This window comes from Selenomonas sp. AB3002 (assembly GCF_000702545.1).
GTDB lineage: Bacteria > Bacillota > Negativicutes > Selenomonadales > Selenomonadaceae > Selenomonas_B > Selenomonas_B ruminantium_A.
The window spans coordinates 1,610,779-1,633,170 of sequence record NZ_JNIO01000008.1 but is presented as its reverse complement, the minus strand read 5'-3'; the positions used below and the strand labels follow the sequence as shown (position 1 = coordinate 1,633,170).

General features: G+C 50.2%; 19 protein-coding genes and 1 pseudogene. 18 read left to right on the top strand and 2 right to left on the bottom strand.

Going from position 1 to position 22,392, the window contains the following annotated elements:
- Window positions 1-31 precede the first annotated feature (31 nt).
- The 13 genes and pseudogenes from minC (at window position 32) to P159_RS0115665 (ending at window position 13,424) form a co-directional block, all read left to right on the top strand.
- On the top strand, window positions 32-697 hold the full coding sequence (minC, locus tag P159_RS0115730) for a septum site-determining protein MinC (protein WP_029545597.1): 666 nt from the start codon (window positions 32-34) through the stop codon (window positions 695-697).
- Window positions 698-707: 10 nt separating this feature from the next.
- Window positions 708-1,496 carry a septum site-determining protein MinD gene (minD, locus tag P159_RS0115725; protein ID WP_029545595.1) on the top strand — a complete coding sequence of 263 codons (789 nt, stop codon included), beginning with the start codon at window positions 708-710 and terminating at the stop codon, window positions 1,494-1,496.
- A gap of 18 nt (window positions 1,497-1,514) precedes the next feature.
- Entirely contained in the window at window positions 1,515-1,790 is a 276-nt protein-coding gene (gene minE / locus P159_RS0115720; protein WP_029545593.1) for a cell division topological specificity factor MinE, read from the top strand.
- A gap of 8 nt (window positions 1,791-1,798) precedes the next feature.
- The gene (gene rodA / locus P159_RS0115715) at window positions 1,799-2,890 is read left to right on the top strand and encodes a rod shape-determining protein RodA (RefSeq protein WP_029545591.1); all 1,092 of its coding nucleotides are present in this window, start codon (window positions 1,799-1,801) and stop codon (window positions 2,888-2,890) included.
- Between the two features lie 76 nt (window positions 2,891-2,966).
- A pseudogene (locus P159_RS18825) lies at window positions 2,967-5,686 on the top strand (TIGR03960 family B12-binding radical SAM protein).
- 164 nt (window positions 5,687-5,850) lie between these two features.
- Window positions 5,851-7,311 (top strand): Rne/Rng family ribonuclease, encoded by a 1,461-nt coding sequence (locus tag P159_RS0115705; RefSeq protein ID WP_029545590.1) that lies wholly within the window; start codon window positions 5,851-5,853, stop codon window positions 7,309-7,311.
- Between the two features lie 188 nt (window positions 7,312-7,499).
- On the top strand, window positions 7,500-8,378 hold the full coding sequence (locus P159_RS0115700) for a metal ABC transporter substrate-binding protein (protein WP_029545588.1): 879 nt from the start codon (window positions 7,500-7,502) through the stop codon (window positions 8,376-8,378).
- 90 nt (window positions 8,379-8,468) lie between these two features.
- Window positions 8,469-9,245: a tRNA pseudouridine(38-40) synthase TruA gene (truA, locus tag P159_RS0115695; RefSeq protein WP_029545586.1), complete on the top strand. Its 777-nt coding sequence runs from the start codon at window positions 8,469-8,471 to the stop codon at window positions 9,243-9,245.
- Window positions 9,246-9,393: 148 nt separating this feature from the next.
- Window positions 9,394-10,221, top strand: a complete 828-nt coding sequence (locus P159_RS0115690) for a hypothetical protein (RefSeq protein ID WP_029545584.1) — start codon at window positions 9,394-9,396, stop codon at window positions 10,219-10,221.
- A 117-nt stretch (window positions 10,222-10,338) separates the two neighbouring features.
- Window positions 10,339-11,451, top strand: coding sequence for a recombinase RecA (recA, locus tag P159_RS0115685; RefSeq protein ID WP_175463403.1), 1,113 nt, complete (start codon window positions 10,339-10,341; stop codon window positions 11,449-11,451).
- Window positions 11,444-11,902 (top strand): regulatory protein RecX, encoded by a 459-nt coding sequence (locus tag P159_RS0115680; RefSeq protein ID WP_318253610.1) that lies wholly within the window; start codon window positions 11,444-11,446, stop codon window positions 11,900-11,902. The genes recA and P159_RS0115680 overlap by 8 nt, the downstream gene beginning before the upstream one ends.
- A gap of 355 nt (window positions 11,903-12,257) precedes the next feature.
- Window positions 12,258-12,593 carry a type II toxin-antitoxin system HicB family antitoxin gene (locus P159_RS0115670; protein ID WP_318253648.1) on the top strand — a complete coding sequence of 112 codons (336 nt, stop codon included), beginning with the start codon at window positions 12,258-12,260 and terminating at the stop codon, window positions 12,591-12,593.
- A 63-nt stretch (window positions 12,594-12,656) separates the two neighbouring features.
- The gene (locus tag P159_RS0115665) at window positions 12,657-13,424 is read left to right on the top strand and encodes a type I restriction-modification system subunit M N-terminal domain-containing protein (protein ID WP_029545574.1); all 768 of its coding nucleotides are present in this window, start codon (window positions 12,657-12,659) and stop codon (window positions 13,422-13,424) included.
- Window positions 13,425-13,442: 18 nt separating this feature from the next.
- Here the strand turns inward: P159_RS0115665 and P159_RS0115660 are convergent, their stop codons facing one another.
- Complete coding sequence (locus P159_RS0115660) at window positions 13,443-14,699, bottom strand: histidine kinase (protein WP_029545572.1); 1,257 nt, start codon at window positions 14,697-14,699, stop codon at window positions 13,443-13,445.
- Window positions 14,696-15,295, bottom strand: coding sequence for a response regulator (locus tag P159_RS19630; protein ID WP_051650414.1), 600 nt, complete (start codon window positions 15,293-15,295; stop codon window positions 14,696-14,698). Before P159_RS19630 ends, P159_RS0115660 begins: the two co-directional genes overlap by 4 nt.
- A 199-nt stretch (window positions 15,296-15,494) precedes the next feature.
- On the opposite strand from P159_RS19630, the gene P159_RS19625 reads away from it, so the two are divergent.
- The 5 genes from P159_RS19625 to P159_RS0115625 all read left to right on the top strand — a co-directional run bounded on the left by P159_RS19625 (window position 15,495) and on the right by P159_RS0115625 (window position 22,264).
- Window positions 15,495-17,498 carry a carboxylesterase family protein gene (locus tag P159_RS19625; RefSeq protein WP_051650413.1) on the top strand — a complete coding sequence of 668 codons (2,004 nt, stop codon included), beginning with the start codon at window positions 15,495-15,497 and terminating at the stop codon, window positions 17,496-17,498.
- A gap of 20 nt (window positions 17,499-17,518) precedes the next feature.
- Window positions 17,519-19,150 carry an amidohydrolase gene (locus P159_RS0115645; RefSeq protein WP_029545567.1) on the top strand — a complete coding sequence of 544 codons (1,632 nt, stop codon included), beginning with the start codon at window positions 17,519-17,521 and terminating at the stop codon, window positions 19,148-19,150.
- Between the two features lie 498 nt (window positions 19,151-19,648).
- Entirely contained in the window at window positions 19,649-19,774 is a 126-nt protein-coding gene (locus P159_RS21300) for a hypothetical protein (RefSeq protein WP_318253609.1), read from the top strand.
- A 42-nt stretch (window positions 19,775-19,816) separates the two neighbouring features.
- Complete coding sequence (locus P159_RS0115630) at window positions 19,817-20,998, top strand: linear amide C-N hydrolase (RefSeq protein WP_029545563.1); 1,182 nt, start codon at window positions 19,817-19,819, stop codon at window positions 20,996-20,998.
- A gap of 207 nt (window positions 20,999-21,205) precedes the next feature.
- Entirely contained in the window at window positions 21,206-22,264 is a 1,059-nt protein-coding gene (locus P159_RS0115625) for an amidohydrolase family protein (RefSeq protein WP_051650412.1), read from the top strand.
- Window positions 22,265-22,392: the final 128 nt, after the last annotated feature.

The window sequence follows — 22,392 nt, the reverse complement described above, 5'->3', positions numbered from 1 at the left end:
TTTTCATATCTTGATTGAAATGAGGATAACTATGAGTGAAGAGATGGTGAAGATCAAGGGCGGCAGGTCAGGCCTTTCCCTGACTTTTGCTCCCCAGGCAAGTTTTGAGGACATCCTGCAGCACCTGCAGGAAAAACTGGAGTCTGGCTCCGGCTTTTTCCTGAGGGGGACCATGGTGTTTCTCCCCCGGGATGTGTTGACGGATGGGCAGCGGGAAAAGCTGCAGAAGCTCTTCCATGAGCATGGCCTTATCTGCAGGCTGCAGCCGTTGGAGGGGGAAAATCCTCTGGAGCAGCAGCCCAAAGCGCAGCCGGCGTCTGTACCTGCCGAAAGCCAGCCCCAGGCAGAAGCTCCTCAGAATCCTGATACTCAGGAAATGCTGGTGGTGAATAAAACCCTCCGGGGAGGGCAGGAAATCCGCACCAAGAGCTCTGTGCTGGTGTGCGGCAATGTGAATCCCGGTGCGCAGATCATCGCCGGGGGCAGCATTGATGTCAGGGGCATCTGCCGGGGCATGGTTCATGCCGGGGCCTATGGAGATACTTCCGCCATTGTGGTGGCAGACCATCTCATGCCTACGCAGATACGCATTGCAAGTTTTATTGCAAGGTCTCCGGACCACATGGATATGACAGAAAAAGCCGAGCGGGCGTCCATCAAGGATGGGCAGATCGTTATCGAACCAATAGAAAGGTAGGAATTTGCAAATGAGCGAAATCTATGTAATCACCTCTGGCAAGGGCGGCGTTGGCAAGACCACGACTACTGCTAATCTTGGTATGGGCCTTGCCATGCGGGGCAAGAAGGTAGTATTGGTGGACACCGATACGGGCCTTAGGAATCTTGACCTCCTGCTGGGGCTTGAGAACCGCATCATGTACGATTTGATCGATGTCACCGAGGGCCGGGTGCCTTACAAGAAAGCTCTGGTGCGTCACAAGAAGTACGAGAACTTGTTCCTGCTGCCTACTTCCCAGGTGAAGGACAAGACGGCTGTGAATCCGGAGCAGGTGGTAAAGCTTTGTGAAGAGCTGCGCCAGGAGTTCGACTACATCCTCATCGACTGCCCTGCAGGCATCGAGCAGGGGTTCAAGACCGCCATTGCCGCTGCTGATGTGGCTATCGTAGTGACTATGCCGGAGATTTCCGCTGTCCGTGATGCTGACAAGATCATCGGCGAGCTGGGCAGGGCTGACAAGGAGAACATCAAGCTCATCGTCAACCGCATTCGTCCCCAGATGGTGCAGAGCGGGGATATGCTGGATATGGATGACATCAATGACATTCTCTCCCTGGAGTGCATCGGTCAGGTGCCCGATGATGAGATGGTGGTTACCAGCACCAACCGTGGTGAGCCCTGCGTGGCCCTGAATGGTTCCCAGGCAGGCCAGGCCTACAGGAATATTGTGGGCCGCATCTGCGGTGAGCCCATCCCCTTCATGACCTTTCAGAAGGAAGGCTGGTTCACTAAGCTCAAACATGTCTTTGGTCTTTAAGGGGAGGTCGCTTAACATATGATGGAAGCATTGATGAAAATCTTCGGCAAGAAGGAGCCGTCCGGCAAGGTGGCCCGCAATCGCCTGAAGGTGGTACTTGTACATGACAGGATAAATATTTCCCCGGAAATCATGGAAAACATGAGGAATGACATTGTGAAGGTCATTTCCAGATATGTGGATATCGACATGAATGCCATGGAGATGTCCCTGGCCAATGATGATGATTCCGTGGCTCTGGTGGCCAATATCCCCGTGAGCCGCATGAAACATGATAAGGGCGACGGCAAGTGAAAAAAGGAATGCTGAGGCGCATGGATTTTACCCTGCTGATGGCTGCGCTGGGCATCATTATCATGAGCCTGGTCATCATCGGCAGCGCCACTCATATCAATACTCCCGGAGAGGAACGCTATTATTTTGTACAGCGCCAGGGCATCTTCACTATCCTGAACATCGCAGCCGCGGCTTTTTTCATGAACTTCGACTACAAGATGCTGCAGGGCTACGGCAAGAAGCTCTATATCTTCAACCTGGTGATGCTGTTGGCGGTCATGCTGGTGGGCCAGTCGGCACTGGGAGCCCAGCGCTGGATTTCCATAGGACCCATCAGCATCCAGCCTTCGGAGTTTTCCAAGCTTATCATGATTGTCTGCCTGGCTTCGGTGCTGGAAGAAAGGGTGGGCAAGCTCAATACCTTGGATGACCTGATGCCTGTGGCGGCCTACATCGGGGTGCCGTTCCTGCTGGTTTTGAAGCAGCCGGATTTGGGCACATCTCTGGTGTTCATGGCCATCTTTTTTGGCATGGTCTTCGTGTCGGGTATCAGGCTGAAGCTGCTCTTTGGGATTTTTGGGGCGGGCATTGCCGCTATGCCCCTTCTGTGGCATTTTCTGAAAGATTACCAGAAAATGCGCATCATGGTCTTTATGGATCCCAATGTTGACCCCTTAGGTTCTGGCTATCATATCATCCAGTCCAAGATTGCCATCGGCTCCGGCATGCTCTTTGGCAAGGGGCTCTTTGAGGGCACCCAGAGCCAGCTGAATTTTTTGCCGGAGAACCACACGGACTTCATTTTTGCCGTGGTGGGAGAGGAACTTGGCTTTATTGGCGCGGTGTTACTGCTGCTGCTCTACCTTGTGGTATTGTGGCGGGGGGTGCAGATTGCCAAGGATGCCGGCGATGTCTTCGGCAGGTTGCTGGCAGTGGGCATCACTTCTATGTTTGCCTTCCATGTGCTGGTGAATGTGGGCATGACCATGGGCATCATGCCTGTGACGGGCATTCCGCTGCCGCTCATGAGCTATGGAGTGAGTTCGCTGACTACCAATATCATGGCTATAGCTATACTTATGAATATTCAGCTTAGAAAGCAGAAATTGTTATTTTAGTATTTGTGGGGAGATCCCGGTGCTTGATGCGGGGTCTTCCTTTGTCTTTTCTATTATTGTGAAGGAGAACGAAAGCATGTCAAAAGCAAGGACCGTACAGGTGCCTCATGAGGTGCTGCAGGCTGTTTTGAAGCCCTCCCGCTATACTGGCGGGGAGTGGAATGCGGTGCATAAGGATTGGGATTCGGTGGACTGCCGCTGGGCTTTGGCTTTGCCGGATGTCTACGAAGTGGGCATGAGCAACCTGGGGCTGGCTATCCTTTATGAAATCCTCAATTCTGAGGAAAAGATTGTGGCCGAGCGGGTCTATGCTCCCTGGACGGATATGGAAGAGGAGATGCGGGCCCGCAAGATGCCCCTGTTCTCCCTGGAGTCCAAGCATGAGATTTCTGCCTTTGACTTCCTGGGCTTCTCTCTCCAGTACGAGATGATCTACTCCAATGTGCTGAATATGCTGGATTTGGCGGGGATTCCCCTTTGGGCCAAAGACCGCGGGGAGGATATGCCATTTATCCTGGGGGGCGGTCCCTGCGTTTACAATGTGGAGCCCTTGGCGGATTTCTTTGACTTCTTCATCATCGGTGAGGGCGAAGATGCGGTGAAGGAGGTTTCCGCTGCCCTGATAGAGTGGAAAGGGGAAGGTCGTCCCGGCGGCCGCCGCGGCTTCCTGGAGCGCCTGCTGGAGATTCCCGGCATCTATGTGCCTTCCTTCTACCAGCCTGAATATACCGGCGCAGGTGAAGAAGGGGATTTCAAGGCCCTGCAGCCCTTGACCCCCAAGGCGCAGCCCATCATCTACAAGCGGGTCATCAAGGACATGAATACGGCCAAGTCCGTGGAAAAGCCTCTGGTGCCCTTCATGGATATCGTGCATAACCGAATTATGCTGGAGCTGTTCCGCGGCTGTTCCCGCGGCTGCCGCTTCTGCCAGGCTGGCATCTGCTACCGTCCGGCCCGTGAGCGCCGGGAGGAGAATCTCAGGAAGATGGCCAGAAACCTGGTGGATTCCTCCGGCTATGATGAGATGAGCCTCACTTCCCTGTCCTCGGCAGATTACTCCTGCCTGGGCAGGCTGGTGGATGATTTGCTGGCTGACTTCAAGGAGGAGAAGGTGAGCTTCTCCCTGCCCTCCCTGCGCATAGACAGCTTTTCCATTGACCTGGCCCACAAGATGCAGCAGGTCAGGAAGTCCGGCCTTACCTTCGCCCCTGAGGCAGGCACCCAGCGCATGCGCGATGTCATCAACAAGGGCGTGACGGAAGAAAACCTCCTCACCGCCTGCGGCGCCGCTTTCCGTCAGGGCTGGAAGCAGGTGAAGCTCTACTTCATGATGGGCCTGCCTACGGAAACAGACGAGGATATCATCGGCATTGCGGAACTGGCCAAGAAGGTGGTGGATCTCTATACGGAGATCAAGGGACGCCGTGGCGTGAAGGTCACCATTTCCGTGTCCTGCTTCGTGCCCAAGCCCTTCACCCCCTTCCAGTGGTTTGGCCAGCTGCCCATCGAGGAATTTGAGCGCCGTCAGCGGCTTCTGAAGGAGCATATCAGAGACAGGGCCATCACCTTCAACTACCATGATGCGCGGCTGTCCGTCATCGAAGGCGTGCTGGCCCGGGGTGACCGGCGCCTGGCCAAAGTCATTTATCAGGCCTGGGCAGACGGGGCCAAGTTCGATGGCTGGTCTGACCTTTACAAGGACGAAATCTGGCATGAGGCCTTCAAGAAATGCGGCATTGACCTCTCTTACTACAATGCCCGCCACCGGGAGTTTGGCGAAGCCCTGCCCTGGGCGCACACTTCTCCCGGCGTGAATGAGGAGTTCCTGCGCAGGGAGTGGGAAAAGGCCATGCAGGGCGCTCTCACTGAGGACTGCCGCCGGGGCCGCTGCTCTGCCTGCGGCATCTGCACCAATCTCAAGGTGAACGTGGTGGATTTTGCCAAAGAAGAGGAAATGATCAAGGCAGAAGAAGCCTTTGCCGCCAGTGTCAGAGGCGAGGGCGAAGCTGTGCAGGAAGCTCTGGGCAGCGGCGCCGCCGATGGCGAGGGCACCTTCAAGCCCCAGAAGGCAGTGAAGGGGTCTCCCCAGCATCCCGGCACCCAGCGGAAGCTCTACAAGTACCGGGCGGAAATCACCAAGGGTGATGAGCTGCGCTATGTGTCCCACCTGGACTACGCCAATATCTTCCTGCGGGCCTTTGACCGCAGCAAGCTCCCCATGGCCTATTCCGAGGGCTTCAACCCCCACATGAAGGTGGCCTTTGCCTCTGCTCTTTCCCTGGGGGTTACCAGCCGGGCAGAGTATATGGACTTTGAGCTGACCAGGGAAATGGCCCAGCCCGAGGTCTGGGACAAGCTGAAGGCCCAGCTGCCCCGGGAGTGGAAGTCAGGGAATTGAAGCTCCTGAAGGAGAAAGCTCCTGCCCTGATGGCCCAGACTGACGAGGCCCGCTACAGCCTGGTGGTTCCCTATGAAGGTACGGAGGAAGAGGCCGGGGCTGCCGTTGCGGCTTATAACAAGGCGCCTGAGGCCGTCTACAACCGGGTGACACCCAAGAAGAAGCGGGAGATTGAAACTAAGCAGTATATGCTGAAGCCGGTAGAAGCTTCCATAGCTGACGGCGAGCTGCAGCTGGACTTCGACATTTCCGTCACTCCCGAGGGCAGCGTGAAGCCCCTGGAGGTGTTCACGGTGATTGTGGAGAGCTTCGGCCTCAAGGCCCAGCCCAATCAGGCCCGCATCGAGCGCACAGCTCTCATGGGCAAGGGGCGCAGGCTGATTGATTTAGTGAACTAACCTAAAAGCCTTCCCCTTGAGGGGAAGGGGAACCGCTGAAGGCGGTGGATGAGGTGTCTCGTTGAAGAAACTTTTGCATAGCAGGCCACCTCATCCGTCAGCCCTTCGGGCTGCCACCTTCCCCTCAAGGGGAAGGCGTTAAAAACACTCTTGGAGGTACAGCAATGAAGACCATCCTGGCTAATGTGGTGCCGGAGGAAACCCGGCTGGCCATGGTAAGTGACGCCGACGGCGAACTGGAGATGGTGGAATTTGAACGGGCAAGCCAGGCCCACCTGGTGGGCAACATCTACCGGGGGCAGGTGCAGAACGTGCTGCCGGGGATGCAGGCGGCCTTTGTGGATATCGGAGGAGAGAAAAACGCCTTCCTCTACATAGGTGACGGCCTGCCCTACGGCGAGGGGGAGGCCCGCCAGCTGCCCCACCAGAAAATCCATATCGGACAGATACTGCCAGTGCAGATTGTGAAAGACGCCGTGGGCACCAAGGGTCCAAGGGCTACCATGCACATTTCCCTGCCCGGCAGGATGCTGGTGCTGATGCCCACGGCAGCCTATATCGGCCTTTCCCGCAGGATCACAGATGAAGGCGAGCGGAGCAGGCTGCATGATATTGCAGGGCGTATCTGCCCTGAGGGCATGGGCCTCATCATCCGCACGGCGGCGGCAGGGGCCAGTGAAGAGGAGCTGAAAGCTGATGCCGAAGCCCAGCTCCGCATCTGGAACTCCATCCTGGCCCGCTTCAAGCTCAAGGGACAGCGCAAGGGAGCTCTGCTCTACCGTGACGCAGACCTGCTGATCCGCTGGGTGAGAGACCAGCTGACGGAGGATATCTCCGCTTTGGTAGTAGATGACCGCCAGGCCTACCTCAGGGTGAAGGAACTGGCTGAGGCCCTGACCCCGGAGCTGGCTGACCGGGTGAAGTATTACGAGGGCAAGCGCCCCCTTTTCAAGGAATATCAGGTGGAAAGGGAGCTGGAGAAGCTGGGAGACCGGCAGGTGGAGCTGAAGAACGGGGGCTTTCTGGTCATAGACAAGACCGAGGCGCTCACCGTTATCGATGTGAACACCGGCAGCTTCGTGGGCCGCTCCAATCTTTCGGATACCGTCTATCAGATGAATCTGGAGGCGGCGGCGGAAATCATGAAGCAGATCCGCCTGCGGGACATCGGCGGCATCATCATCGTGGACTTCATCGACATGGATGCGGCCGAGCAGAAGGAAAGCCTCCTGCAGAGACTGCGGGAGCTTACGGCCAAAGACCGCACGAAGATGACCATTGTGGACATTACCAGTCTTGGTCTGGTGGAAATCACCAGGAAGAAGTCACGCACCAATCTGGAGACACTTATCTACGCCGAGTGTCCCGTCTGCCACGGCAGGGGGCGGGTGGAGTCTCCCGAGACTGTCAGCATCCGCATCAGCCGGGATATACGGCGGCTGGAGAAGAAGTGCCATGCGGTGGACGGCTATGACATAGAAGTACATGACAGCGTGGCTGACGAACTGGGGGCCAACCAGCTGCTCATGAACCTGGCAGCAGAGTTTGCCTTTGACCTCAAGGTCATTGCCCGCCCGGACTTCCACCCGGAAAGCTATACCATTACCCAGACCAGCCCTGACTGAAATTTCACCTCTTGACAGGTTTGCTATACTGATAGTGTAGGTCTTTTGAGAGGCCTGATGTATTGTATTTGGGAATAAGCAGAGGACGCCGATATCAGTGCTTTGGTGCGATATCAGCGTCCTCTTTGTATGGGAAGAACGTAGGAAGGAGTATTCATTTGAAAAGATTTAAGTATGTACTGTGCGCCATGATGGTGATGCTTTCCCTGCTGGCTGCGGGCTGCGGAGGGCAAGAGGCCCAGAAAGGGAGCAAGGACGGGGAGTTTGTGATTGTCACTTCTTTTTACCCTATGTATATTGATGTGCTGAACATCACTGACGGGGTGGAAGGTGTTAAGGTGGTGAACATGACCAAGCCTCAGACCGGCTGCCTGCACGACTACCAGCTCACCACCGAGGATCTGAAGACTTTGGAAAGCGCTGATGCTTTTGTGGTGAACGGAGGGGGCATGGAGAGCTTCCTGGACAAGGTCACCTCCCAGCAGAAGAATCTTAAGATCATCGATGCCTCCAAGAGCGACAAGATCAATTTCCTGAAAGACGGGGATGAGGAAAATCCCCATGTGTGGCTGTCCGTGACCTACGCCATTGAGCAGGTGAAGGCCATTACAAGCCAGCTCTGTGAGGCTGACCCTGCCCATGAAAAGCAGTATAGGGATAATGCCATGGCTTACGTGGAGAAACTGATGAACCTGCGTGAAGAAATGCACGGAGAGCTGGATAATTTGCCCAACAAGGATATCGTGACCTTCCATGAAGCTTTCCCCTACCTGGCCAAGGAGTTCAGGCTGAACATAGTCAGCGTGGTGGAGCGGGAGCCGGGCACGGAGCCATCTCCCAAGGAACTGGAGGAACTCATTGCACAGGTGAAGGCTCTGCCGGTGAAAGTCCTCTTTGCAGAGCCCCAGTATTCTCCTGTGGCAGCAGAGACTATTGCCCGGGAAACGGGAGCGAAGCTCTATCAGCTGGACCCGGTGGTGACAGGAGAGGCGAAGCCGGAAGCAAAGGATGCCTACCTCAATACCATGAGGGAAAACATGAAGGTGCTGAAGGAAGCCTTGCAATAAGAGAAGCCATAGTTTAGAATCAGAGGCGGAGCAGATGCTCCGTCTTGATTTTTTTTGTAAGTAAGAATGCAGGAGCAGTGAAAAAGCAAATTGAAACGCGAGCATAAAGAGGAAATGAAGCAAAGGAGCCGCAATATCTGCCTGAAGGTGGCTTATGACGGCACCAGGTACCACGGTTTCCAGCGCCAGAGTCCTCCAGTGGTGGCGGTGCAGAATGTGCTGGAAAAGCAGCTGGGCAAGATGTTCGGCGATTCCATAGAGATGGCGGCAGCCGGCCGTACGGATGCAGGGGTGCACGCCTACGGCCAGGTGGTGAACTTCTTCACCAACGGCAGGATTCCCACGGAGAGGATCGTGCAGGCCGCCAATAGCCTGCTGCCGGAAGATATCACGGTGGTGGAGGCCTGGGAAGGGGGCTATGACTTCTCTGCCCGGCACAGCGCCAAGTCCAAGACCTACCTCTACCGGGTGCAGCAGGGGGCGGTGAGGAATCCCTTCACTGACCGCTACGCCTGGTATGTGAACCGTTCCCTTGACCTTCCTGCCATGAGGGAGGCCCTCTCCATGCTTCTGGGGACCCATGATTTCAGTTCCTTCCGGGCAGCTGGCGGCGCTCCCATGAGCCCGGTGCGTACCCTTTACCGGGCGGATATTGAAGAACGCGAGGGGGAGATGCTGGAATTTGTCATTCATGGCAACGGCTTCCTCTACCACATGGTGCGCAATATCGTGGGCACGGTGGTGGATGTGGGCAAGGGGAGGATCACGCCCCGGCGTTTCGGGGAAATCCTTGAAGCCCATGACCGCGGCAAGGCCAGCCCCACGGCTCCGGCCTGTGGGCTGTACCTTTATGAGGTGGAATATTGACAGCAGGGGGAGGCAGCTCCCCCTTATTGGATTGGACATGAAAGATGATTTTATGGTATATTTTAAATGGTATTGAAAGGAAATTTCATTATAAAGTAGGAATTTTCTTTTTGGACAGAAGGTATGTATAAGTAAATGGGGGAATTATATGTCAGACCTTATATATGCAGCAGGGGGCATTCTGGTGTTGCTCCTGCTGGCAGTTCTGGTCATGGCAGTGTCGTTTGTGCGCCGGGGAAGGCGCAAGGCGGGGACTGTGCTGATTTTGATGGTGGCTATTTTGGTAGCTGTGGGAAGCTACGGAGTCTGCATGTTCCGTGACTCCAGCCAGCAGGCGGTAGAAGCCCAGGTCAGCTCCTACGAGAGCAGCACGCTGGAGCAGGCAGAGACCAGCTATCAGGAAGCCGTGGTGCTTCTGCGGGCGGTCTCCCTGCAGAATGCGGACATAAGGAGCCTCAAGGCAGCCCAGCAGGATTTGGAGGCCATTGACGGCAACGGACACATGGCCGATATCCTGGTGGAGAAGTATCCGGATGTGCCGGTACTGCTCTCCTATACGAAACTGCTGTTGGCTGTTTCCCGCCATGAGGAAGGGCTGAGCAGCCGTGTGGTAGCCCAGGACGGCCCACTGGTGGAAGCAGCCCTGGCTATTCCTGCCCAGTACGCCGGGACACTGGCGGAAAAGATCCTGCCTGTGCGCAATATGATCCTGGCCATGAAATCGGAAGGGGACAAGAAGTCCCAGCAGGATGCCAGGGATATGGCTGAGCATAAGGAAAAGATGGAGCAGGGTGAGTACGGACTGATTGCCAAAGGCGACCCGGAGAGCAAGCTGGTGCCGGCTTTCGGCCAGCCTGTGTACGTCAATGAAGGTATGGACAAGGACGAGCCCAAGCAGTATGTCTTCCGGCACAACAGCCGTAATATCTATGTCTATACGAAAAATGGCATCGTGACAGACGTTCGGGGGTTGTGAAGCCATCTTATTTTGCTGTTAATGGTTGGCAAAACCGGTAGATATAGTGTAAAATAGAATATAGGTTCGAAAAGGCGGCTGTTTAGCCGCCTTTCACTAGAGAGGAGCGAAAAATTAATGGCAAAGGAAAAGACAGTACAGAGGGAGCTGCCCGCCCTGGACGACATGGAAGGGCGCAAGGCCGCCCTGGCTTCAGCACTGAAACAGATTGAAAAAGATTTCGGCAAGGGCTCCATTATGCGGCTGGGGGATGCCAAGTCCAGTATGAACGTGGAAGTCATACCAACCGGCATCCTGCCCCTGGATATTGCTTTGGGCGTAGGCGGCGTGCCCCGGGGACGTATTGTGGAAATCTACGGCCCTGAGTCTTCCGGCAAGACCACCGTCACCCTGCACATGATTGCCGAGGCCCAGAAGAACGGCGGCATCGCGGCTTTCATTGATGCAGAGCACGCCCTTGACCCCATCTATGCCCAGAAGCTGGGAGTAAATATCGATGACCTGCTGATTTCCCAGCCGGACACCGGCGAGCAGGCTTTGGACATCGTGGACGCCCTGGTGCACAGCGGCGCCCTGGACATCATCGTGGTGGACTCCGTGGCAGCTTTGGTGCCCAAGGCAGAGATCGAGGGCGAGATGGGTGACAGCCACGTGGGCCTCCACGCCCGTCTCATGAGCCAGGCCATGCGCAAGCTCACGGGCATCATCAGCAAGTCCCGCACGGTGGTGGTGTTCATCAACCAGATCCGTGAAAAGGTTGGCGTCATGTTCGGCAACCCGGAGACCACTACTGGCGGCCGTGCCCTGAAGTTCTATTCCTCTGTGCGCATGGATGTGCGCAAGAAGGATAAGATCACCCAGGGACAGGATGTAATCGGCAGCCACACCATCATCAAGGTGGTGAAGAACAAGGTAGCGCCTCCCTTCAAGCAGGCAGAGTTCGATATCATGTACGGCGAGGGCGTTTCCCGTCTGGGCTGCGTGGTTGACATGGGCGTGGAACTTGACATCATCGACAAGAGCGGCGCCTGGTTCTCCTACAATGGCACCCGCGTGGGACAGGGCAAGGAAAATGCCAAGAAGTATCTGGCAGAGAATCCCGAGACCTGTGAGGAAATAGAGAAGAAGATCCGTCAGAAGCTCATGGAATCCCAGCAGACGGAAGCCAACACCGAAGTGGCCCAGGCCATGAAGTCCGCCGAGGATGAGGTTGAAGCTGAGGATGAATAAGAAAACCGCCCTCATGTATGCGGTGGATCTGCTGGCCCGTCAGGAACAGAGCGAAAGGCGCCTGCGGGAAAAGCTCGCCCGCAAGGGCTATGAGGAGGAAGAAATCGACGCCGCCATGGCGAGGCTTCACGAAAAGCATTACCTCAATGACGAAGAAGCCTGCCAGCGGCAGTTTGACTACCTCTACCGCGAAAGCCGCAGCTCAGTGCGGCAAATATGTCTCAAGCTCCAGCAAAGGGGATTCGAGGGCAGCCTGGTCAGGCAGTGCGTGCCCAGTGATACCTTTGAGCGTGAACAGAAGGCGGCCCTGAAGAACCTGAGACTGAAATTCAAGCCCTCCGCTGACCAGCAGAAGATGCTGGCCAGCCTTTACAGGCAGGGCTTCGGCACCTCCGTCTGCCGGGAGGCAGTGGAAGAATTCACGGCTGAGGCGGAAGAAGAAAATTTATAGATAATGATATGTTTCCCTGTAAGGGTGCCTTTGGATTGGTTATCCTTACAGGGATATTTTTATTTCATTGACCTAAGTACCAAAAAGTGATACCATTGAGATATGAATAATAAACATAAACAGACGTATAAGGCTATTTACAGTGACCCGGTCAGGTCAAATGTGAAATGGTCAGATATAGAGGCTCTGCTGGTGGCGGCAGGGGCTGTAATAACAGAAGGAAATGGCTCCCGGATTCGTATACTTCTTAATGGTGAGCGTGCTGTGTTTCACAGGCCTCACCCAGAAAATACAACCGACAAGGGGGCTATTAAGTCTATGCGCAGATTTTTGCTCAATGCGGGGGTGACGATTGATGAACTATAAGGGGTATATCGGAAAAGTAGAATACGATGAAGAGAATCATATTTTTTCGGGAGAGGTAATCAACACTCGTTCGGTGATAACTTTTCAAGGTGATTCTGTAAAAGAATTGGAGACAGCTTTCAAGGAATCTGTAGATGATTATTTGGATTGGTGTGCCCAGGATGGTGTGGAGCCGGAGAAGCCGTATTCGGGGAAATTCAATGTTCGCTTCCAGCCAGAGCTTCATCAGCAGGCCACGGTAGCAGCGAAAATTTTGGGAATGTCGTTGAATGCTTTTATTGCAAGGGCGGTTACAAATGAATTGAAGGCTGTGCCTGTGAAGTAGGAGTTGTAGTTATAATTGTCGCCGCTGTAAGGGCGGCAATTTTTTTAAGGATGTGTAATAATTTTGTCACAAGATGCAAATAATAAGATGAAGAATGTTATCTGGGATGATACTCCCGTGGATGTTACTGAGGAAGTCAATCTCATCTGGTCTATAGCCAATAAGCTGCGTGGCCCCTATCAGAGCGACAAATATAAGAATGTCATTATCCCCATGACGATTATCCGTCGGTTTGAGTGTGCGCTGGAACAGACGAAGCAGGCTGTGCTGGATAAGGTGGCGGCTATGCCGAATGTGCCGGATAAGGTGCTCTATAAGACAGCAGGGTATGCTTTTTACAATAAGAGCCGTTTGTCCCTCTGTGAACTGTTGAATGACCCGGATAATCTGGCTGAGAATTTCAAGGCTTATCTGCAGGGCTTTTCGGATAATGTCAAAAATATCATTGCCAATCTGGAGTTCGAGAAGGAAATTGTCAAGATGGACAAGCATAACCGCCTCTATCGGGTGGTGGAGTCCTTCTCTGAGGTGGACCTTGACCCGGCAATTATCGACAATGTTAAGATGGGCTATATCTTCGAGGATTTGATTCGCCGCTTCTCTGAAAATGCCGAGGCTGGTGACCATTACACGGGGCGTGATGTCATCAAGGTCATGGTGGAAATCCTGCTGGCTGAGGGGGCGGATGATGTCTTCGAGGATCACAAAGTCGTGCCTGTGCTTGACAAAAGACAAGCGTATTTGATACAAGCAAACGGCAACGAAAAAGCCTCGCAGTCCCTTGGTATATGGGCTTGCGAGGCTTTTCATGATTATGGAGCAGCGGCATAATAGCTAGGTTTACATATTTTAAAATGGTATAAAAATCTTTACAATCGTTCCGCCGCATTCGCGCGGATAAATGCTTAAATTCCCTTCGCAGAACATTTCCAATCGTTTTTGAATATTTTTCAACGCAAAATTTTCTCTGCCGTCGTCAAGTTCAAATCCTGCTCCGTTGTCCTCAACGATAATTTCATTGCCCGATTCTGTTTCGCGCGTCAAAATTAAAATGTTTAAGGGATCAGAATCAAGGTCAAGTCCATGCTTAATGCAATTTTCCACAATCGGTTGCAATGTCAGCGGCGGAATCTTAAAATTCACATACGGCGTGTCGTATTCGATAAATAAATTTTCTTCAAACTGCGCCTGCTCAATCGACAAATACGCTTTTGTATGCTCCAATTCTTCTGAAAATAAAATCGTCCCTTTGTGAGTAATCGCCATAAAATTTTTTCGCAGGTAATTTGTAAAATCGAGCATAACTTTCTGCGCTTGTTTTGGATTTTGCGAACAAAGATAATAAATACTCGTCATAGTGTTGTATATGAAGTGCGGACGCATTTGCAAAACCAAAATGTTCGCTTGCTGACCCAAAATTTCACGCTGTTGTCGTAAAAATTTTTCGATATGATCAATCAAAATTATGACAAACATTCCAAGCGCCGAAAGGGTTACTCCAATCGCAACCACCAACGGATTAAAAATTATCGTATGAAAAAGTATCGCAAACATCATCGACAAAGTATTGACCATAAACGCTACATAATACTTTTTCGACAACATTTTTCTGCGTTTTATGACCGCGATTAAATTTATAGACGCCATTACTACTAACTGGCCTATTAAGATTGTGTGCAGTTCGTTTCGATAAAAAATGTTTTCATCCGTTATATAATAAAAAATTCCTGTAAACTGAGTTATTGCAAGCAAAATTAAAAATACAACATATACGATGAGCACCGAATAAAAAAATTTGCTCTTGCGCCAATTTTCTCCGCAACAATGCAACAAAAAAATGGCGACCATAAATATATTGACGGGAATAAAGAAATATTCAAAGAAAACAGCAATTCTTCCTGCAATCGCCGCATTTGGAGATAATAACATAAACGAGTCAATCAAATATGTACTTACCAATAGCGTTAAAATCGTGAAAAGCGCGATAAAAAATTTTCTCTTCCATTTTTCCATGTCAGGCGTTATTGCGGATATGATAATTCCCGCAATCATCAGCGACATCATTATGCCGCAAAGGAAAAAATTTGCCGCACACATAATCGTCATAGAATTTCACCCAAATTTATCAAAGGATAACGCAGATTTTTTAATTGGGCTTTTAAATTTTCCGCCGTAATAGGCTTTAACAGATAACCGCTTGCTCCGGTGCTCCATGCCTCAAAAGAATATTCAACAAAAGCGGTCAGAAAAATTATATTTGTTTGCGGGTTTATCTCCAAAAAATTCTTGCAAATATCAAGTCCGTTGGTTTTCCCCATTTCAATATCCAAGAAAATCAGCGAAATTTTCTTTTTTTTGGCAAATTCAACCGCTTCGATAGGTTTGGTAAACCCAAAAATATTTGCGTTTGGCAAAACTTCTTCGACAACGGAGAGTGAACCTTGCACAACAATTTTTCTGTCGTCAAGAATAATTACGTTTAATTCGTCGTCGCCGTCAAGCAAAATTTCCATTAAATCGTATTCGTTTACCTCAAGCGCTTTGCAAATTCTTTTGATCATAAGCATATCCGGCAAACTGTAGCCGTTTTCCCATTTAGCGATGGCTGAACGCGTAACGAAAATTTTTTCCGCCAATTCATGTTGAGAAATCAATTTGGAAGTTCTTAATTTTTTTAAAGTATCCGCAAATTTCCTTTTCATTGTAAAATCCTCAAAAATTTTTAGTTTTTTTTAGTTTACATGCAGGGGACGCTAAAATCAAGAGTTTTGTTTGAAAAATGTTCCAATTCAGAACACATCTTGACAGCAATCAATGTATAGTGTATAAATGTACTATAGGTGTAGACCGAATTGGTGGTAAATTCTAACAAAGACATATATAGCAAAAGGGAGTGAGGCAATGAAAAAATTATTTACGATTGATGATTTTATAATCGCCTTCATTTCGGCCCTTGTATACGGCTTGAGTTTTGAAATTCCCATGCTTCTCGGCTGGGGAATCTGGACGGCTTTACCCCTTTGCTTGATTATCGGCGGCGCGGTTGATATGGTGACAAGAAAGCTTGTCTTCAATAAAGCCGTACAAAAAAACGCGATGAATAAGGCTCTGATTTTTTTTGCGCTGTTTGTCATTTTTCTTATAGGAGGGTATGTCGCGTTGCAATTAACGGGATTATCCCTCAAAGATTATTTTGTGGAAAATTATATATATTCGATTTTGCCTTCTGTTTTGGGATTTGTATTTAGTATGGCATTTCGCTGGTATCAAATCAGAAAAATTCGCGTTCGTTATGGTGATGGCAGTCAGGGATTCTTATACGACGATATGTACACGAGCGAGGAGATTGAAGAGTTTAACAAGCAGAATCGGCAAATCAAAGGCGAATATGATACAAAATTGGCTGTGAAAACGAAAACCGGCGTATATGTCGGCTACAAGGAAAAAAAGGGCGTCGTTTATCGCGAAATCCCTTACGCAAAGCCGCCGGTGGGCAAGCTTCGCTGGAAAGCTCCCGAGTCGTTGCCCGCATCTGATGAAGTATTCGAGGCAAAATATTTTGGCGCGTCTGCCATACAGGTTGAACACAAAGGCTCAATCCTGAAAATCCATCGGCAAAGCGAAGATTGTTTGACGCTAAACGTTTGCGTCGGCAAAAAAGATAACAATGATAAAAAGCCTGTAGTGGTGCTTTTTCATCACGGCGATTTTTCTTACGGCGGTTCTGCCGACCCGCTGATGTATTTAGAAAAAATAGCCGACACGTATTCTGGCTTCATTGGCGTAAGCTTTAATTATCGTCTTGGCATATTCGGCTTCATTGATTTTTCCGAAGTCCCCGGCGGTGAAAATTATCCCGATGCTTTAAATCTTGGCTTGCTTGACCAAATTGCGGCGCTTGAATGGGTGAAAGAAAATATTTCCGCTTTTGGCGGCGACCCCGGCAATATTACGGTAATGGGCTTTGAATCCGGCGCGATTTCAATCAGTCTGCTTGCCGTTTGCGAACGCGCAAAAGGCTTGTTCCAAAAGGCGTTTATATTTTTCGGCAGTCCCGATTTTTCCTACCTTACGCCGGATGCCGCAAGGGCTTTTGCCCAAAAACTTTTGGAAGAAACCGGGGCAAAGTCAATGGACGAGCTGCAACGGCTCACAAGCGCACAATTAAAAGACCTCAATCAAAAAATCGGCTTGCACAGAATAGCTCCGACTTGCGACGGCAAACTTATTCCGGCAAATGTTTTTGACGCTTATAAAAACGGTGCGGCTGACGGCATAGAATTTATTGTCGGAATTCCAAGCAATGAGGGACATGTCCTTAAATCTTTTATTGGCGAAGAAAATTTCGAGGAATTCGTGTCCGAAAACAATGAAGAAACTTTATCGTCGTACCTTGACGCCGATACTGCCGCCGCCGTGAGAAAGTACATTGAAAATCGGGCAAAGCATACAACCGCACTTGAAGCAGAAGGAAAATTCTATGAACAATGGAACACTTTGTCAATGTATCTCAGCGCTATGCAGCTTGCGGCAGGCGGAAATAAAGTTCATCTGATGTATTGGGACGTAAAGCCGCTGATTGAAAATCTAGGCTCCGGCACAGTCGATGTGGTTTTGGCTTTGTTCGGCGACAGCAAAATTTCGCAAATGTACGGCAATGTCATTGATTCCGCCATTTCCGAAATACTTCAGCATTTCTTGAAGAAGTTTATAAGCGGCGAAACGATGAGCCTTTACAACAATGAAATCAAGGGCGTTAAGGATATCGACTGGAAAGAATTTCCCAGCGCGCTTATTGTCTCAAATAAAATTTTTAAATGCGCACCTATCGAAGACAGGCTGTATGAAATTGATGGGTTATGGGAATTTATGAAGAGGAATGGCGCGACTTTCGCGCGAGAATAAAATTATGGGAGGTACTTCAAATGCAAAAGACTGTTATTCTCGGCAACATCATCACGGTTGACGAAAGGAGGCCCTTTGCCAAGGCGGCGTTTGTCAAAGACGGCGTTTTTGCCTATATCGGCGACGCTGACGAGGCGAAAAAGCTTGCCGGTGCGGACGCAAAAATCTTGGATTACGGCGAAAATTTCATTTATCCCGGTTTCCTGGAAGCCCACGCTCACGGCGCTCTTGCGGGGGACCGCGCTATCGGGCAGGCCAATCTTTCGCAGGTTCGTTTGACCGACTATGATAAATACCGCGAAATTATCAAGGATTATATCGCGAAAAATCCCGATAAAGAAGTTTATGTGGCGGCGGGCTGGATTCAAAATGAGGAATATAAAACCAAAGCCTATCTTGATGAAATTTATTCCGATAAGCCGTTGATGATGAACACAATCGACGGGCATTCTATGTTGTTTAACACAAAGGCGTTGGAATGGGCGGGCATTGACGCCGAATATGCGAAAAAATACGGCTATGACCAGGTACACGTGGATGAAAACGGCGAGCCGGACGGTTATGTTTGCGAAGGACCATTATATGAAATTGTGCCTAAGCTTCCCCGATCATTTGACGACTTCAAAAACTTTTTGCTGGCGTGGCAGGATATCGCCATACAAAACGGATTTACGGCTGTAGCGGATGCCGGAGTTGAACTTCTCCATCCGAGCGTTACCCAAGCGTATTATGAACTTGAAAAGGAAGGCAAGCTGAAAATGCGCACTTACGCATTTTTAATGGTGCCCGAGAACGCCGAAAATCCCAAAGCGGAGGTTGCCCGTATTGCCGCAGACCGCGCAAAATACAGCAACGAATATTTTCACGTAGTAGGCGTAAAGGCTTTTCTGGACGGCGTAATCGAGGCGCATACCGGCTGGCAAATTGACGATTATCTTGATACGCCCGGTTATCACGGCTTGGAACGTTTCAACGACCATGACAAAATGGTTGAGCTTATTGTTGCGGCAGATGCCGAAGGGCTATCGGTACACGTTCATTCCATAGGAAACGGCGCAACTAAATTTATGCTTGATTGCATTGAGGACGCGGAAAAGATTACCGGCGATATGGATCAGCGCAACATTTTGGCGCACTTGCAATTTGTCCGGGAAGAAGATTTTCAGCGTATGGCAAATACCGGCTCCGTACCGGCGGTGTTCACTCTTTGGTGCCCCAAAGAAGCGAACATTTACGAGCAGGAAGTCAGATACGTCGGCGAAGAATTGGCGGAGAAAGGTTACCCGGTAAAATCTTTCTATGATGCGGGCGCGAACGTGGTATTTCATTCGGATTATCCCGTGTCGCCGCTGTTTGACATCAAAAACAGCTTTTACGCAGCCGAAGCGCGCGACTTTCCAAAAGGGATCGGAAAGGTAGCAAAACCGCGCAATATGGAAGAAGCTATCACCCGCGAACAGTCGCTTCGTGCAATGACAATAAATGTTGCCCGTCAATGGCGTGAGGAAAGCCGCCTGGGTTCCATCGAGTTCGGAAAAATCGCCAATATGACGGTGTTCGACTGCGATTTCCTGCACGACGATTTGGAAAAAGTTGCAAAGGCAAAGATTATCGCCACTATCATTGACGGCGAAGAAGTCTACAAAGCCTAAGGAAACCTCTAAAAAATTCCCTAAAATTACAAAATGAAGAATACATATGCCACATAGGGATTTCATCAAACTGTTACTGTGATCGCACATCGAAGTATATATGGTACTGCCTGGAGGAGCCTTTGGGATTGGCCCTTCGGGCGCAGTCGAAGTTTGTCAAGACATATCGGGAAAGGACTTGAAACGCATGAAGAATGGTGTTACGATTCGCACAGCACAGCACAGGCTGACTGCGCTCTTTTTTGCTGCCATAAAACCGCATATGGCATTCGGGACGGATGACCGCCGAATTTGATGGGGCTAACTATGCCCTGTCAAATTCGGCGCTTTTTTATGGCCTGGCAGTATTTCGGCCTGATTGCACGAAGGTTCAAGCAGCAAAGGCAAAAAGGAGGGAGATATCATGAGCACATAGGAGAGGCACGGCAGTATTTTTGGGAGCAAGGAGATTGCGGCCCCGTCAATGTGGACGAGAAATTCGTAATAGGAGGTTAGCTTATGAATCGAACTTTTTTCAGGAAAGCACTTACTGCGTCCCTGGCAGGAGTGATGTTCACTCTCTTTGCCACAGGCTCCGGTGCAGTTTTTGCCCAGTCGAAGTTTTCCCAGGAATTTCAGGAATGAAAAATAGCACGCTGTAGGAAAAAAACTAGGAGGAGATCGGCAATGAGTATTTTCAAAAAAGAGTTCCGTCTCTTTGTGTCTGCGCTTATGGCTTTCTGCTTCACCGTATGCGTTTCAGCGGCGCAGGCAGCCCCTTTCACGGCCCCTGAGAAGCTGGCTGATTACCTGTACTACATGGAGTACACCGACTATGTGCCTGACCTTACGACGGGCGAAAAGGTCAAGACCGGCTTCGCCTGCTCCGCTGTACGCAACGGAAACTTCTACGGGCGCAATTTGGATCTTGACTACTCCGACGTCCCGGAATTTGTGATCAAGGTTGCCGCCAAAGAGTCCGAGGGACGCTACGCCAGCATAGGGCTTGCCGCGATTCTCACGCTGAAGTCCAAGGGGGTTGGCAACGTCTCGGAGGCTGAGTTGCTCGCCATGCCCAACCTGACTTTTGACGGCATCAATGAAAACGGCGTGGCCATGAACTGCAACGTCGCTCCCGCCACCGATCTGGACTTCGCCACCAAGATTTCGACCAATTACGGCAAGCCGCGCATCCATGCCGTTGCCGTCGTCCGCTACGTCCTTGACCATGCGAAATCCGCTGCCCATGGCGTGGAGCTGATGAAGAACATGGACATTTACGGCGGCTATGGCTCCTGGGGGCTTCACTGGATGCTCTCTGACGAGAAGGAGACTTACATCATCGAGTGCATTGACGGCAAGCTGGTTGCCAGGAACGACACGGACAACATCATGACCAATTTCTATGTCAACTACGCAGCGAATACTCCCTATGCCAAGCACATGAAGGCAGGGCAGACAGCCGTGGGCAAAACCTACAAGGGCTTCCCGGTTCTCACGCCCCATGCCTGCGGCGTTGAGCGCTACGCCATCCTGAAGGAGCATTATGCAGAGGGCGCGAAATCCGCTGAGGGCATGGCCAGCTTGATGGAGCGTGTGAAATATACCCAGACTTATGAAGCGAGCACGGAGCCCTTCTGGTACACGGAGTATACCGTAGGAGATTTGACAGCCGCAAGCGCGCCTGCGGATTTCAAGGCCAAGATCCAGGCCGGCATGGATACCTACAAGCTGCATGACAGGAACATCCAGCCCGATAATTTCTGGCTGACCTGGCACACGGCGGTTTACGACCTGGCGAACAGGACGCTCCGCCTGAACATTCAGGAGGATTACGCCAAGCATTACGACTTCAAGCTGGGCGAATGAAAAGCGGCCTGCTTTTGGGAAAAGTTTTTTCACTGCAAGAGTGGCATCTATGGAACTTGAGGGCGGGCAGCCGCCCTTCAGGGGAGAATGCATAAGGGAACCTCTAAAAAATTCCCTAAAATTACAATTACGTTCCGTTATCTCCCTGCCGCTTCGCGGCAGGGAGATAACAAAACATGGTTTTAAAAAAGTTTAGGAGGGACTATGATGAAAACCAATGCAGCAGAAAAGGTTGTTATAGGAGATGGTGTTATGAAAATAATTGACTGCGAATTTCACTATTACTTACCTGAATTGATGGAATATCTTTCCACACGTAATAATTCAGTGAGATATTATCCGGAAACCAAAACCTTGGAAGTGAGAGATAAACTTTTTGCTAATCTTGGCGGGGTAACGAACGAATACCCGGTTATTGATGAGCTTATGAATTTTGGAGCAGAAAGAATTGCCGTCATGGATAAAAACGGCATTGATGTAGGCGTTATGGCCTCTTCCCCTGCACTGGAAGAATTACCGGAAAAAGAGGCAATATATTTTGCCCAGAAATCTAATGATGCTGTTGCTGAAATTATAAACAAATATCCAGAGCGTTTCCTTGGCGCTGCCGTTTTACCAACACCTTATGTTGATGCGGCCATAAAAGAACTTGAACGCTGTGTAAAAGAGCTTGGTTTTAAATATTGGCACACACATTCTAATTATAAGAATGAACATTTATATGAAGAAAAATATCTTCCTTTGCTTGCCAAAGCTGAAGAATTGGGATGCGCGTTTTATGTTCATCCACAAGCATCTGATGATAAAGATATGAAAGACATGGGTTACGTATATTCTTCCCCTGGACTTGGTTTTGGCTTAGATGCTATGAAAACATCATTAAGAATCATATTAAACGGGACATTTGATAAATTCCCCAACTTAAGAATGATTCTTGGTCATTTGGGCGAATTTTTCCCATTTATATTGGATAGAGTTGATAATCGTTTTAAATGGATTCGGGATGACGAAGTAAAAATGAAACATACTGTTTCTTATTACTTTAAAAATAAAAATGTTGTTGTAACAACAAGCGGCAATATGTCTAAACCTGCTTTCGAATGTACGAAGAAGGCGCTTGGTATAGACAGCATTATTTTTGGTTCTGATTATCCGTATGAAAGCTTGTCTGATATGATGAAATTTATGGATTCTTTAGAATTAACCGCAGAAGAAAAAGAAAAGGTATTTCACTTAAATGCTGAAAAATATATTTTAAATAAATAATGTTTTAGCTTATTGCCAGCTTTATTTCAAATAAATTTTCAAGGAGGTTTGACACCTCATCCACCGCTAATGCGGTCCCCCTTCCCCTCAAGGGGAAAGCTTAAGTTAATGACGTTGCTAAAAAACTA

Excerpts from the sequence above, each read along its gene's own strand:
- minC (WP_029545597.1), top strand. The coding sequence starts at position 32 with ATGAGTGAAGAGATGGTGAAGATCAAGGGCGGCAGGTCAGGCCTTTCC.
- minD (WP_029545595.1), top strand. The coding sequence starts at position 708 with ATGAGCGAAATCTATGTAATCACCTCTGGCAAGGGCGGCGTTGGCAAG.
- minE (WP_029545593.1), top strand. The coding sequence starts at position 1,515 with ATGATGGAAGCATTGATGAAAATCTTCGGCAAGAAGGAGCCGTCCGGC.
- rodA (WP_029545591.1), top strand. The coding sequence starts at position 1,799 with ATGCTGAGGCGCATGGATTTTACCCTGCTGATGGCTGCGCTGGGCATC.
- P159_RS0115705 (WP_029545590.1), top strand. The coding sequence starts at position 5,851 with ATGAAGACCATCCTGGCTAATGTGGTGCCGGAGGAAACCCGGCTGGCC.
- P159_RS0115700 (WP_029545588.1), top strand. The coding sequence starts at position 7,500 with ATGATGGTGATGCTTTCCCTGCTGGCTGCGGGCTGCGGAGGGCAAGAG.
- P159_RS0115690 (WP_029545584.1), top strand. The coding sequence starts at position 9,394 with ATGTCAGACCTTATATATGCAGCAGGGGGCATTCTGGTGTTGCTCCTG.
- recA (WP_175463403.1), top strand. The coding sequence starts at position 10,339 with ATGGCAAAGGAAAAGACAGTACAGAGGGAGCTGCCCGCCCTGGACGAC.
- P159_RS0115680 (WP_318253610.1), top strand. The coding sequence starts at position 11,444 with ATGAATAAGAAAACCGCCCTCATGTATGCGGTGGATCTGCTGGCCCGT.
- P159_RS0115670 (WP_318253648.1), top strand. The coding sequence starts at position 12,258 with ATGAACTATAAGGGGTATATCGGAAAAGTAGAATACGATGAAGAGAAT.
- P159_RS0115660 (WP_029545572.1), bottom strand. The coding sequence starts at position 14,699 with ATGACGATTATGTGTGCGGCAAATTTTTTCCTTTGCGGCATAATGATG.
- P159_RS19630 (WP_051650414.1), bottom strand. The coding sequence starts at position 15,295 with ATGAAAAGGAAATTTGCGGATACTTTAAAAAAATTAAGAACTTCCAAA.
- P159_RS19625 (WP_051650413.1), top strand. The coding sequence starts at position 15,495 with ATGAAAAAATTATTTACGATTGATGATTTTATAATCGCCTTCATTTCG.
- P159_RS0115645 (WP_029545567.1), top strand. The coding sequence starts at position 17,519 with ATGCAAAAGACTGTTATTCTCGGCAACATCATCACGGTTGACGAAAGG.
- P159_RS21300 (WP_318253609.1), top strand. The coding sequence starts at position 19,649 with ATGAATCGAACTTTTTTCAGGAAAGCACTTACTGCGTCCCTGGCAGGA.
- P159_RS0115630 (WP_029545563.1), top strand. The coding sequence starts at position 19,817 with ATGAGTATTTTCAAAAAAGAGTTCCGTCTCTTTGTGTCTGCGCTTATG.
- P159_RS0115625 (WP_051650412.1), top strand. The coding sequence starts at position 21,206 with ATGAAAACCAATGCAGCAGAAAAGGTTGTTATAGGAGATGGTGTTATG.